The organism is Paenibacillus taiwanensis DSM 18679 (assembly GCF_000425125.1).
GTDB classification, from domain to species: Bacteria; Bacillota; Bacilli; order Paenibacillales; family Paenibacillaceae; genus Paenibacillus_B; species Paenibacillus_B taiwanensis.
The window spans coordinates 505,345-519,509 of record NZ_KE384307.1; the positions used below are offsets into that span (position 1 = coordinate 505,345).

The window sequence follows — 14,165 nt, forward strand, 5'->3', positions numbered from 1 at the left end:
CGTTTAGCGGTGTTATACCTTTCATCCATCTGCTTATCTCTGGATGAAGGGGTATTTCAGGGGACAAGCTCAATTGCCACTTGAAATACCCACATTCATCTGGGGAGAAGGCACAATAATATAACAATGGGAACCATTATGAGGAGGAACATACTTATGGCAGTTACAATGTACTATGAAAAAGATGCAGACTTCGGTGTATTGCAAGGGAAAACAATCGCGGTAATCGGTTACGGCAGCCAAGGGCATGCACAGGCGCAAAATTTGCGCGACAGCGGTTTGCAAGTGGTCATTGGCCTTCGTGAAGGTAAATCGGCAGACAAAGCTCGCCAAGACGGATTTGAAGTATTGTCCGTAGCGGATGCAACAAGCCGCGCAGATGTTGTACAAATCTTGATGCCTGACGAAACACAAGCTGCTGTATATCGTGATGAGATTGCACCAAACTTGAAAAAGGGTGCTGCTCTGATGTTCTCCCACGGTTTTAATGTGCACTTTGGCCAGATTGTAGCGCCAAAAGATACAGATGTACTGTTGGTGGCACCTAAATCCCCAGGGCATCTCGTTCGCCGCACGTATGTGGAAGGCTTTGGTGTTCCTGGACTGATAGCGATTGAGCAAGATGCAACTGGCACGGCGAAAGCGCTGGGTTTGGCGTATGCTAAAGGTATCGGCTGTACACGCGCAGGTGTTCTCGAAACGTCCTTCAAAGAAGAGACAGAAACAGACTTGTTCGGGGAGCAAGCGGTATTGTGCGGCGGCGTGAGTGCGCTTGTCAAAGCAGGCTTCGAGACGTTGACAGAAGCTGGTTATGCACCAGAGATGGCATACTTTGAATGCTTGCATGAGCTGAAGTTGATCGTGGACCTGATGTATGAAGGAGGTCTTGCGACTATGCGTGATTCCATCAGTAATACAGCGGAATACGGTGATTATGTTACTGGCCCACGCATCGTAACCGAAGATACGAAAAAAGCGATGAGAGAAGTGCTCTCTGATATTCAGCAAGGCAAATTTGCACGTGACTTCATCTTGGAGAACCAAGCGAATCGTGCCTTCCTGACAGCTACTCGCCGTAATGAAGCTAGCCACCCAATTGAAGTAGTGGGCGGTCAATTACGTGAGATGATGCACTGGATCAAGAAATAATCGAGTAAGCAGGCAAGGCGATAACGCATAGCGTCCGCCCGTCATTCGGCGGGCGGACGTTTTTACGATATGGACTAACGATGAGGAGGCGCAGCGATGCGTAAAATTTATATATTTGACACCACTTTGCGTGACGGGGAGCAATCGCCAGGCGTCAACCTAAACACGAAGGAAAAGCTTGAAATTGCGCATCAGTTGGAACGGCTTGGCATCGATCGGATGGAAGCTGGCTTTCCAGCAGCGTCTCCAGGAGATTTAGCTGCGGTTAATGCCGTGGCGAGAGCAGTCAAACATGCGACAGTTGTTGGCTTGTCGCGTGCTCGCATTCCAGATATCGATGCGGCCTATGAAGCATTAAAGGACGCGCAAGATCCCTGCTTGCATTTATTCCTCGCTTCATCGCCCATTCATCGTCAATACAAGCTGCGCATGAGCAAGGAAGAAATGCTGCAAACGGCAGAAGACGCTATTAAGTATGCGAGAAAATATTTTAGCAAGGTAGAGTTTTCACCAGAGGATGCAGGGCGTACGGAGCTTGATTTTCTTTGCCAGGTGACGGAAATGGCGATTAAGGCGGGGGCATCAGTTGTGAACATACCAGATACCGTAGGCTACTTGACCCCTTATGAATACGGCAACATCTTTAAGACGCTGAAGGAAAATGTGCCTGGTATTGAGCGTATTCAGCTGAGCGCACATTGTCATGATGATCTTGGCATGGCAACAGCGAATGCGCTTGCTGCCGTGCTAAATGGTGCAGACCAAATTGAGGGCACGATTAACGGCATCGGTGAACGTGCCGGCAATACGGCAATCGAGGAAGTAGCGCTTGCATTGGAGACAAGACAAGACTTTTTCCAAGCGAAGACTTCGCTTGTATTGTCCGAGATTGCACGTACAAGCCGTCTGGTCAGTAAGCTCACCGGTATGGTTGTGCCTGGTAATAAGGCTATAGTGGGGGCAAACGCCTTTGCCCATGAATCAGGTATCCATCAAGACGGCATGCTGAAGGAAAAAACAACTTATGAGATTATTTCGCCAGAGACGATCGGTTTAAAAGAGAGCACCTTGGTTCTCGGCAAGCATTCTGGTCGTCATGCGTTCCGCGAGAAATTGCAAGACCTTGGATATGAGCTTGATGAAGAACAAGTGAATGCAGCATTTTCCAAGTTCAAAGATTTGGCGGATAAGAAAAAGGAAGTTTCTGACGAAGATATTCGGGCGTTTATCGAGGAAAAGCTTGTCGAAACAGAGGAAGAGTTCAAACTGGAGACGATATACGTCTCATATGGCAACCAATCAACACCGTCCGCCAAAGTTCGTATTGTCACCTTGCAGGGTGAAGTGCTTGAACAGGAAGCAGAGGGCAACGGCTCGGTTGATGCGATCTACAATGCCATTGATAAGGCGACAGGTGAAGACGTTGTCCTTTCTGACTATTCTATCAAGTCAGTAACACATGGTAAGGATGCACAAGGTGAAGTCCATGTAGTAATGAATCAGCACGACGTTGCGGTACTTGGCCGTGGGGTAAGTACGGATATATTGGAGGCCAGTGCACGAGCTTATATTGACGCGTTAAATCGATTGATCGAGAAGCGAAGCAGTGTGAGTTCGACTCGTCGTGACAAGATTAGTTTGATCTAATGCTAATGTTAATGCGGTAGGGAAAAAAGACTTCACTCCTAATGTGCCTGCGTGAGCGCATAGGAGAGAGGTCTTCTTTTTTGTACAAGAGGCTGATTTACATTTATGCTATAGGTTTTACCTATAAAACTGATAGATTTTATATCTTAGTCAATTGTATCTAATATGTGATACAAATGTAGTTATACATGTTGGAGTTGTTGTGAGCAGGCGGAACGTTATGATCCGCTTTACTATAGGCACAGAAATAACAACCATCGGGGATGAAGGAGTGAGTCAGATGACAGACGTAAAGAGGATAGCGGTTATAGCAGGTGACGGAATTGGGCCAGAAGTAGTAGCGGAAGCAATCAAGGTGATGAAGCGTACAGAAGAGCTGTTTAACTATAAGTTTGAATTCGAGTTCGGATTGTTCGGAGGCATTGCGATTGATGAAACCGGCACACCTTTGCCAGAGGCAACGTTGGACATGTGCAAGCGTGCAGATTCCGTCCTGTTAGGAGCAGTAGGGGGCCCCAAGTGGGACAACAATTCAAAGGAACTGCGACCGGAGACCGGATTGCTTGGCATTCGTAAAGCATTGGGCTTGTTCTCCAACATTCGCCCCGCGGTTGTTTTTGATTGTTTGAAAGATGCATCGACGCTTAAACCAGAAGTGCTTGAGGGTACGGATCTTATCGTTGTGCGTGAGCTAACAGGTGGAATTTACTTCGGGGAGAAATTCCGACGTGAAGGTGAACGAGGACAGGAAGCCGTGGATACTTGCGTGTATAACGTAGAAGAAGTGGAGCGTATCGTGCGTCAAGGCTTCGAAGTTGCACAAAAGCGCCGCAAGAAGTTGGCTTCCGTAGATAAAGCAAATGTATTAGAAACCTCTCGCTTATGGCGTGAGACGGTCAACCGCATTGCTCCTGAGTACCCTGATGTTGAACTGGAGCATGTGTTGGTCGATAATTGTGCGATGCAGCTTCTGCGCCGCCCTGCCAGCTTTGATGTCATCGTAACGGAGAATATGTTCGGTGATATTCTAAGTGACGAAGCAGCCATGTTGACTGGCTCAATCGGGATGTTGTCGTCAGCTTCATTGGGTGAAGGCAGCTTTGGCCTCTACGAACCTGTGCATGGATCAGCGCCAGACATTGCTGGTCAAGGGATTGCGAATCCAATCGCAACAATCTTATCTGTTGCGTTAATGTTCCGTCTTACGTTCGGTTATGAGGATGCAGCCAATGCCATAGAGGCGGCAGTCAAGCAAGTGCTTGATGCGGGACATCGTACAGGTGATATTGCAGTGGATCGCTCTCAGGCCATTGGAACGGAACAAATGGGTAATTTGATCGTTGCTGCACTAAGTGAGCAAGTTGTGAGCGCATAGCTGTAATTCTTTAAATTTTTAATTCATCCATGATCAGCTCCTCTTCCTTACGGAAGGCAGTCGGAGCATGAACAACTTAAATAGAACCGGTGTCTATTATAATAGTAGACATCGGTTTTTTTATTAGCCTATACATACAATCAGAACCTTCTTCCCGCAAATCGCATACATTTTATGAGCATGCCTTTAACAATGCTTGTTCATGGTGGAAAAGGGGAGCAGCGAGATGAGAATTATGATATGGTGTGCCAACGTCATTTCCGCAGGTGGAGGAGCACGACTGCTCTCCAACCTGCTGCCTGCAATGGCTCGACAGCCAGACATTGATCTGATCAGGCTGGTCATAGCTCCAGAGACTCGTTTCAAAGAAAGAATTGATATTGCAGGATATTCAAATATCGACATTGTGTACTTTAATGGAAGTATTCAATCCAAAGAAGGCAGAGCTTTGTTGCAGGACTGCCACGTCGTTTATTTCTTTTGGCCGCATGGCCCCGAGTTTGTTGATGTTGGGCTGCCTACGATTTGCACGTACCACGATACGACTATATTGGACTTTATTTTACCGTTTATGAGCGGGTCATCTGTGCAGCATTGTTGGCGGGCCGCCAAGGGCTGGATCGATAACGTCACAACGGTTGTTGTATCCTCTGAACATGTAAAGTCACGCCTTGTGGATCACTTCGGGCCGCCTAGTCATGAAGCAGTCGTCATTGCTCATGCCATTGTACCTGCGGCTACAATAACGAACAGGACGATAAGTGAGACTCTTTCTGCACGACTTCCTGCAACGTACATGTTGTATCCCAGCAATGTGAGCCCACACAAAAATCATGCCAATTTAATGCTGGCCTACGCTCAATTTAAGCTGCGTCACGAATGCCCACTTGTATTATTCGGTTATAACACAGAGCTGCTCAGATATCAGGCTCCGAATTGGCCCGATATTCCTTTTGTCCCGACATTGATATCGTTACTGAAACGAACAGGATTACAGCTTGATAAGGAGATATATCCGCTCGGCTTTGTGCCTGATCACGATGTCATTCCGCTAATTGCAAATGCTTATGCGGTTATTATGCCAAGCTTATCAGAAGGTGGCGGCAGTTATCCGGTAGAAGAAGCGTTAAAATTAGGCGTGCCGGTGCTTTGCTCCGATATTCCAGTCATGAGAGAGCATTTATCAAGACATAGCGCAGATATTTGCTGGTTTAATCCGGAATCACCTGATTCCATCCTGCATGCACTAGAGCATCTATCGTCTCATTATACGCATTATAAATCAGCTGCTATGCGTGGTATCCACGATCCGTCGGAAACGTGGGATGACGTCGCGATCAAATATATCCATACGTTTCGTATCGCTTATTTAAAATACTACGGGGCTCTCCAATCATAATAATTAGTCGCTGATGAACCCCGTAGCTGCTATTTTGCTACCTGTTGTATCAAGGCATAATATTCACGAGCTGCGTCGTTCCAGGTGCGCTGCATTGCGCCTGACAGCGCAGCTTTTTGTCTGTGCAGCAAATGTTTGTTGTGTGTCCATAAGGCGCGGATGGAAGCTTCGATTTCTTCGATTGAATACGGGTTAAAGGCAAGAAAGGCGGACATGTCTGTAATAATCTCGTTGCTGACTTCGATATTGGCAGCGGCAACAGGGGTATCCATCGTTAAAGACTCCAGAATAGGAAATGGACAGCTGCCTTCAAATAATGTAGGGACGATGGTCCCGACCGCATATTTATAAAGGGATGGCAAATCAGATGTCGGTATTCTCCCGACAAAGAGAATGCTGTTCCGAACAGCAGGAGCTTGTTGGAGCAGAGGGGCAACTTCCGCCCACTTTGGATTTTGGTGTAACTGATCCGTAAATACCAGATGTAAACCAGAACGATAGCCATCGTGTGTTTGTCTGAATCGAATAAAGGCGGCAATTAGTCGTTCAAAATTTTTATGGAGGCGCAGTACAGTAGGGAATACGATGTAAGGGTAGTACAGATTGTACTTTTGTCTGAACGTGCCTTCGTCAATGAGCGGGAACGACTGATATTCATTAACAGGTGGTGCCATTCGAATCACATATGTTTTCTCAACGGGCATTTTGGCAAAGCCGATCGCATGGTTAGCACGTACATACTGGGAGTTCGAAACGATAGCGGATGCTTGGTTCATAAGGGAGTAGGCATTACGATCGACGCGATAGCAAAAATCAGCATGCATAGAAAAGTAAAGTTCCTTAAATTGATGGTGGACCATGTCGTGCAGGCATAAAATGTACGGCTTATTTAAAAACATTGCCAATTCAAGCGAGACGATGGGAACAATCCATACTTCAGCTGGCACATAGTTGTTTACCCATTCTATGTTGTTTGACTTTGTAATATGGATCCGCCCTGGAAAACGGAATTTAAGAGCTGAGAAGGAATGTTCCGCGTTTGTATAATTATATTCAGTGGTGGCGATATGGATATGGACATGAGCGTGAGAGCTTAGAAAGCCTTCCGTTAACCGATAGAGGAAACGACCGATGCCTTCCCCTTCTAATGCTAGCGGATGGGGGTAGCCAAGGAAGATGCCGATGTGATGCACCACACGATGGTTAACTTGTACTGGTGTGGATTTGGTTTTGTGATACTCGTTTATGTGGGGAATGTGTGGCAGGGTCAACAGGTGCTTACATTCAGCAGAATTAAAAAATTCCAATAGCATTCTTCTACGATGGAACCCTTTTTGAACAGCTTTTAAGTGTAGCCCAAGCCCTTCTGGATCTGGGTTTCGACCTAACATTTCATTATAAAGCGCGTGTATAAAAAAGAGCGAATCTGACGGATAAAAGTGACGTATCAGGCATGCAGCTGATTCATGGGGATCGGGAAGGAGACTAGTGTGTGGTTGTTTGTACAGCGTCTCCGCTTCTGGGCTGCACATCACTTCACCTATCACAGCATGTTTATTTTTTGCTGCCAGCAGTCCCAAGTAATGCTGGTATTCATGGGAACCAGGTTCTCTGTGCAGAAACTGTAGGTATAACGTTCTAATGAATTCGTGTCCATCGAGCCTTACAATGGCATGAATAATATGAATGACTCTATGCTGCTGAGTCAATAGGATCTCCCCCTCCTGCATAATTACAGAGGCTACAAGTTATTTCGTAACGTCTCACTTATAAATTGAACGTCTTCTCTTGACAGCTCCCCGTGACTCGGTAGATTTAATCCCTGTGCTGCAATTCGGTTGGCGACAGGAAAGTCTGTGTATATTTGCTTATCCGAATAGGGGGGTAAAATATGCATAGGATAGAAGAATGGCCTCGTTTCGATACCGTTATCTTTTAAACGTTTCATCACAGCATCTCGTTGTTGCTCCGTACTTTGATTTAAAACAACGCCAAGCATCCAGTACACGTTTTTGGACCATACTTTCTGCACGGGCAGGGTGAGGCGATCATCGTCTTGCAAAAAATGATAGTAATCCATCGCGACTCGGATACGTTGCTGGATGTGCCAATCGACTTTCTCTAATTGGGCACAGCCGATTGCTGCTTGAACATTGGTCATCCGATAGTTATAACCGATAACCGGATGCCAATATTTTTTGTGTTTGTCAATGCCCTGACCTCTAAGCAGTCTAATCGTATCAGCAATATTGTCATCATTTGTTGTAATAAGGCCGCCCTCTCCAGTTGTAATAATCTTATTGCCGAACAAGCTAAAGGTAGCGGTGTGGCCGATAGAGCCTGCCATGCGTCCCTTGTACTGTGCGCCTATAGCTTCTGCCGCATCTTCTATTACAAAAAGACCATATTTGCTAGCTAGTTCCATAATAGGGTCCATGTTAGCAGGATGACCGTATAAATGAACGGCAATAATTCCTTTTGTACGGGCAGTAATTTTGTTTTCGATGGCTGAAGTATCGATATTCCACGTTTCTGGCTCTGAATCAACAAATACAGGGATACCGCCGCAGTAAGTAACGGCGTTAGGTGTAGCAACAAACGTTAATGTCGGCATAATCACTTCATCGTCCTTACCGACACCATGTGCAAGCAGTGCCAGATGGAGGGCAGTTGTGCCATTGCTACAAGCGATCGCATGCTTAGTATTGTTAAATAAAGCATACTGCTGCTCGAAGCGATCCAGGTACGACCCGTTGGATGATATCCACGTCGAATCCAGACAATCCATTACATATTTTTTTTCGTTTCCATTTAAAATGGGGGTCGCTATAGGGTAATATTTTTTCATAAATTCTCCCTCCTACAATTAAGACGCTCCCTCACAATGACTGCTGATGTGGAATAATACGCGCAGGTACCCCATAAGCCAGACATTGTGCTGGAATATTACGTACAACGACGGATCCTGCGCCAACAACAGTCCATGCGCCGATGTGTATTCCGTCAATAACCGTAGTTCCAGTACCAAGAAATGCGCCTTCCTGCACATGAACATTTCCGGACAGATGGCTTCCGGGCGCTACGTGACATGACTCTCCGATATAACATTCGTGATCGATGGACGAACTGGTATTGATGATGGCGTAGTTGTCAATGACGGCTTCTGCATTTACAATAGCGCCTGGCATAATAGCAATGCCAGAACCGAGGCTAGCTGATTCTGAAATGTGAGCATACGGACTAACTGCATTAATCAGTGTAAATCCGATCTCGGTTGCTCTTTTTGCCAATCTCTGACGAATTTGATTGTTGCCAATAGCCACAAATGCATGTTTAACGTCTGCATTCCATAATTGGGGGAGTAGATCGTCATCTCCTAACACAGGAAGTTGCATCACCGTGCGTACGTTTGATCTATCGATGCAGCCAACAATTTCGAGTTGAGGCATAGATCGTAAAATATCAATGACCACTTTGGCGTGCCCGCCTGCCCCAATAATAACGGTTTTGCGTGAGCAAGACATTCCCTGTCCTCCTGACGGTCTGGCGTCTTATTGTAAGTTATGATTCAAAACGAAGAGCGGTTTAGGCCAAGTAGTACGTTATCGTAAAATAGGTGATGTGCAGCGCTGAAAATAAAAGATTGGTATACGACGGAGATGAATGTCAAGTTAATAAATACCCGCGCTGTTGGCAGACGCGGGCACATGATCTTTAAATACCGGCCAGTTCCAGAACCTGATCCAGCTTGTTAAGGTCTACGATCAGATTGTCAGCCCCGCCAACTGCTTTAGGGGGCTCTTCAATTTCACACACGATCTCGTAATAATCCAACTGGGCATGACAGCTTATTCGCCAAAAATAAGGATCTATCACAGTGGTAGGTGACAGCTCTACTACTTTTGTGCCAGGATTACAAAAGGCCAGATTGGCATTGCCACTCCCAAATGGAGCGACTACTACTTCGGCTGTGGAGAAGATGGACACTTTTTCTCTCGTCGTAAGTGGTGTAAGCACGATCGTTTTGAACCCTTTCTGCTGCAAGTATTTGATAACTTCATCCTCATTTACTACATAACGTGCAAATGCGTCTTGCCTTGAAATATAAATGCGCTCATATCCAGTTTTTTTTGGAATGACATGCTGCTCTTTCAGCCTTGCTTGAATAAACTGATAGGCCCATTTCGGACTTTTACCTGTGAGAATGGGGACAGAGGGAACGATTAATCGTTCCGCCATCAAGTGGAAGTCTAGTTTATCGACTTGAAGCAATCTATTTAATGGAATACCGAGCATTTCCAATGATTCATACTGAAAAGCGTGGGTAAGCTTGCCTATGACATATTGACTAATAGGTATACCACTTTGCTCGATTAAATGAAGGCGTGGCAAAATATCAAAAAACCAATGACCATAGATCGTTTGCGTAGATGCATATTCGGGTATATTCCATCCCCATAATAAGGTGGCAACAGTTCCTGACTTGTATGCGGGCTGGGGCAGTTGTCGGAATGGATAATCATAATAGTATTCGACATCTCGTATTCGTTTGTTATTTGGCGTCACCACATAACAGTTACTTGTGACTAGACGACCATGCGGGATAATAGCAACGTAGGAATCTTCATAAAGGCATGCTGTTGGCCACCGAACGGGATCTATCCCTTTCGGAGGGGGAAGATGGAGTGTTTCCTTCGGATGGATTACTTTATAGAAATGATGGATAAGATGAGTGTCCTTTACCGTATCGATGAGCCAATCGATTGTTTTGTCATAGGATTGTTCAGGAATGGTGTACATGCTCCAACCTCCACAATAAGACGTGAATACATGGCATCAACATATATAATGCGAAATTAGCGCATTTTTAGAGTCTAACAAGTCTCGTGCGTAATCCGGGACTCCTTTTGGGAATAGCACACCGAGCCCGTGGGAATGGGGAAACTCGATATGGGGCAGACCACTCAATTCCGCCCAAAAACGATATACACCAAAGTCGTTAGCACGGACGGCGATATCGTGAAACAGCACGACGCCATTAGGTGCTAGCTTGGGATACCATGTCGTATAGTCATGGTGGACAGCTTCATACGTGTGATAACCGTCAATATGAAGGACATCGATACAATCCATTGCAAAGTAAGGTAATGCCGTATCAAATTCGCAGCGTACCAGTGTGCCAATCGTCGGGAACTCCCTGGTCGTGACAGCCTGTACCGCTTGGAAAATCTGTTCGCCAATGTGGTCGTATTTACCGCTATGAGGGTCGCCTTGCCATGTATCAATAGCAAAGCAGTGAGTAGATCGATTCTCGTCCCTCGCGCCTTGACAGAAGCTGAAGAAGGAAGTGCCATAAAATGTGCCCAGCTCTACGACCATACGCGGCTTGCTATTTCGAATCAGATCATAAGCAAACCGTCGGTGGCCTGACCAAGCACCGCCAACCGTGAGCTGGCGCGGGATTTCAGGCGAGTTTTCAACGATGAATGGTGTATCGTAACAATTCCATTTCATAACTAGACTCACCACTTTCGAAGTATTCCACTAGAATGAAGTGGGATTCTATATTCTATGAATGGCTTGTATGCTAGGAAAGGGCATGTAAAACGAAGTAATTGACACATTTTAAATTAGGAAGGCAGTTGGTCATGGGGCATTCATGGGGCATATGTTGAAAGTAGTAGCTTATTAACTTACTCGAACGTTATCCCGATAACTTTCTGACTTAGCAACTAGATGAAGTGATCAATTTCTTTTTTGTTGTTAATTATAATTAATATAAATTGATAATTAATATAATCTTGACTTCATTATAATCTAGTGATAACATTCAGTATGTAAGTTGTCCTGCTGGTCAAGCAGCAGGCAGCAGCCAATTAACCCGCGTTAAATAAGATACATATATATGAAAGGGGATTTTTCAGATGGCAGAACGTTTAGTAGGCAGACCTGCTCCTGACTTTAACATGGAAACGGTAAATGGTGATGGACAAGCATTTGGTGCAGCGCAGTTGTCCGATTATCGTGGCAAATGGCTAGTATTGTTTTTTTATCCGCTCGATTTTACATTTGTATGCCCCACTGAAATTACAGCTTTAAGTGATGCAGCATCTGAATTTAACAAGCTGAATACAGAAGTGTTGGGTGTTTCCGTTGACTCAGTGCACAGTCACAAAGCATGGATCAATACGGATAAAGAACATAACGGTCTCGGCAAGCTGAACTTCCCGCTTGCTTCTGATATTACGAAAAACGTTGCTCGAGACTATGGCGTTTTGATTGAAGAAGAAGGTATTGCGCTGCGTGGTCTGTTTATTATCGACCCAGAAGGCGAATTAAAATATCAAGTCGTGAATCATAACAACGTTGGACGTTCTGTAGAAGAGACGTTGCGTGTATTACAAGCTTTGCAATCCGGCGGTTTATGCCCAATTAACTGGAAACCAGGCGACAAAAATTTGAACGCCTAGTTAGCATTTATAACATGGCCAAGCCCCTCAGGGACATTAATCCTTGAGGGGCTTGTTGGTATTGCAGCTGCAACAGGAAACAACAGCCGCATTAGTGCTCCTGAAGCTCAAGCTCTTCGTACCGCTTAATGTACTTTAAAACGATATCGACATAAGTGGCGTGTGACCAAGTGAGTGGAGCTACGGATATGGGTTGACCATGATGTGGATCTACCTGTTCAGAAAGCAGCCCGCTTGATAAGCTGTGGCGCTGCACCCACTGGAGAGTTTCAAGCGGTCGCTTGAGATCCTGAAGTGTGGTGGCGGTCGCAATGTCATAGCCGGCAAACCATAACGTGCAAATGACCCAGGGATTTCCTGGAGCGACGTCAAGATCAGAGCAGCGTTGAAAATAGTAATCTTGCCAATAGCGCGCGATACCGCCAACTGGTGTTAGAATAGACAGTTTACTGCGCAAACTGTGCATAGTTGCAACGACACGTCTGTCGGCAGGCGCGAGTACGCCGAATTCATAAATGCCAAATATGCTGCTTTCAGGTGTCATATCTTGCACCCAACGGCCCTCCTTACGAAATAGGCCTCTAGCAAAACGTCCATGCTCCTCATTCCACAAATGTGTCAAAATGCCATGCTTTATTCGCTCCGCACCTTGGGCATAGCGCTCGGAGCGGGTATCATCACCAAACAGGGCTGCGAATTCGGCCGCCGCCGTAAGACCGCCATAGACAGCACTAGCTGTAAATGTAAAGATGCCATATCGCTCTTCCCACAGATCATAGCTTGGATGCGGAAGTTGCAGTCGCTCATCTTGATAGTCAAGCAGGAATTTGGCGGCTTTGCGAATAAGGGATTGATATAACGACTGTGCCAATTCGATATCGCCGTGGACCGTATAGTCATGCCATAAAGCATGAAGAACAAGCGCAGTCTCATCTTCTTGGATAGGAAGCTGTTGTTTGCCGTCATGTATATAAGGATGCCAGCTAGAGCCAACGGTACCGTCAGGATTGTACTTGTGATGCAAATAGCCTTCACTGGTTAACGCTTGAGCACAGAAGCGGAAGAAGGGAGCGATCATGCCATGATACCCTGCTGAAGACATCGCTTTAGCCACCAATGCGCCATCTCGCGGCCACATATAGCTGTAATGGTCGCGGTTAAATTGCATAATGTCCGTGTCGTTAGCCGCGATAATGGCGCCACCGACATCGGTTTGTGTGCGTACGATCAGCAGACTTTGCTTGTATAACCGAATGAGTTCCGCATCTAAATCGGCAAAGGAGATGTTGTCTTTGTTCACCCATCGCCGCCAGTAAGTTTCTACCCGATCCAGCAAGTGCCCGGGATGATTATCGCGTACATATTGATCCAGGCGGATGACTTCATCCAGATGTTTTCCCGCAGAGAACCAGTAATGATGGTAGCTATCACCAAGAGGCGGGACGAAGGATCTCAGACTAATCGTACTGTCTACCGACCCTTGTGCGATATCATTGCCCATCAAATGACCGTCTTCAGCATCTTTCCAAGTGCCTTCTGCTTGGTGAAAGCGCTTGATGCCAGTTGTATACTCAAAAATCCCTTCCCAAACGGGATGACCAGTAGCTGTCTGTAAGTTAGCAGATGAAGCCTGAGAAGGCAGGGAGTACGACGAGCAGCCGTTAAACATAAAGTAGCAATCTTTCTTGTAATGAAATATAGTTCGATTGAGCGGGTAGAAGACAGCAGTGTCGCCTACTTCTGTTTCATTAATGACTAGATCTTGATGGAAGAACAATCGGACTTCCCGTTCGGAACTTGTGTGATTTACAATGTGAATCCGCTTTAGAAAGATAGATTCTCGCTGATGAACAGCGTCATGAATCGTTAAGGTCAGTTGCAGGCGAGGGTGATGAGCCTTAGTTTCCGTAACTAGCGATTCTTCTACATAACCGGTCTGAATCTGCCATTCCTCTTCATGCAGCCAACTGAATATGCCATCTGCCCATACGCCAAAACGACAGCGATAACCCCCGACATGATTTAATTGGCCTACAAAGGGATAATAAATGTCTCGAATGTAAGCATGCTGATCCAGATTCACTAAGCACTTCCCATTGCCTACGACGAGATATCGCGGCACACC

General features: G+C 45.9%; 11 protein-coding genes. 5 read left to right on the forward strand and 6 right to left on the reverse strand.

Going from position 1 to position 14,165, the window contains the following annotated elements; all coding sequences use genetic code 11:
* Positions 1-156 precede the first annotated feature (156 nt).
* From ilvC to H509_RS0116285, 4 genes are all read left to right on the forward strand, one after another.
* Positions 157-1,149, forward strand: a complete 993-nt coding sequence (gene ilvC / locus H509_RS0116270; protein WP_028546014.1) for a ketol-acid reductoisomerase — start codon at positions 157-159, stop codon at positions 1,147-1,149.
* 96 nt (positions 1,150-1,245) lie between these two features.
* A complete protein-coding gene (locus H509_RS0116275; RefSeq protein WP_028546015.1) occupies positions 1,246-2,796 on the forward strand; it encodes a 2-isopropylmalate synthase in 1,551 nt (516 codons plus the stop codon).
* A 280-nt stretch (positions 2,797-3,076) separates the two neighbouring features.
* Positions 3,077-4,171: a 3-isopropylmalate dehydrogenase gene (leuB, locus tag H509_RS0116280; protein WP_028546016.1), complete on the forward strand. Its 1,095-nt coding sequence runs from the start codon at positions 3,077-3,079 to the stop codon at positions 4,169-4,171.
* Positions 4,172-4,397: 226 nt separating this feature from the next.
* Entirely contained in the window at positions 4,398-5,570 is a 1,173-nt protein-coding gene (locus tag H509_RS0116285; RefSeq protein WP_028546017.1) for a glycosyltransferase, read from the forward strand.
* A 29-nt stretch (positions 5,571-5,599) separates the two neighbouring features.
* On the opposite strand, the gene H509_RS0116290 is transcribed toward H509_RS0116285, so the two are convergent.
* The 5 genes from H509_RS0116290 to H509_RS0116310 all read right to left on the reverse strand — a co-directional run bounded on the left by H509_RS0116290 (position 5,600) and on the right by H509_RS0116310 (position 11,084).
* Positions 5,600-7,279, reverse strand: a complete 1,680-nt coding sequence (locus H509_RS0116290) for a DUF4214 domain-containing protein (RefSeq protein WP_028546018.1) — start codon at positions 7,277-7,279, stop codon at positions 5,600-5,602.
* Positions 7,280-7,311: 32 nt separating this feature from the next.
* The gene (locus H509_RS0116295; RefSeq protein WP_028546019.1) at positions 7,312-8,418 is read right to left on the reverse strand and encodes a DegT/DnrJ/EryC1/StrS family aminotransferase; all 1,107 of its coding nucleotides are present in this window, start codon (positions 8,416-8,418) and stop codon (positions 7,312-7,314) included.
* A 31-nt stretch (positions 8,419-8,449) separates the two neighbouring features.
* A complete protein-coding gene (locus H509_RS0116300) occupies positions 8,450-9,094 on the reverse strand; it encodes an acetyltransferase (protein ID WP_028546020.1) in 645 nt (214 codons plus the stop codon).
* 190 nt (positions 9,095-9,284) lie between these two features.
* Complete coding sequence (locus H509_RS0116305) at positions 9,285-10,370, reverse strand: glycosyltransferase family 61 protein (RefSeq protein WP_028546021.1); 1,086 nt, start codon at positions 10,368-10,370, stop codon at positions 9,285-9,287.
* 36 nt (positions 10,371-10,406) lie between these two features.
* Complete coding sequence (locus H509_RS0116310) at positions 10,407-11,084, reverse strand: class I SAM-dependent methyltransferase (protein ID WP_028546022.1); 678 nt, start codon at positions 11,082-11,084, stop codon at positions 10,407-10,409.
* A 410-nt stretch (positions 11,085-11,494) separates the two neighbouring features.
* Between H509_RS0116310 and H509_RS0116315 the strand changes: the two genes are divergently transcribed.
* Positions 11,495-12,040, forward strand: a complete 546-nt coding sequence (locus H509_RS0116315; RefSeq protein ID WP_028546023.1) for a peroxiredoxin — start codon at positions 11,495-11,497, stop codon at positions 12,038-12,040.
* A gap of 91 nt (positions 12,041-12,131) precedes the next feature.
* On the opposite strand, the gene H509_RS0116320 is transcribed toward H509_RS0116315, so the two are convergent.
* Positions 12,132-14,162 (reverse strand): glycoside hydrolase family 15 protein, encoded by a 2,031-nt coding sequence (locus H509_RS0116320; protein WP_028546024.1) that lies wholly within the window; start codon positions 14,160-14,162, stop codon positions 12,132-12,134.
* Positions 14,163-14,165 lie beyond the last annotated feature (3 nt).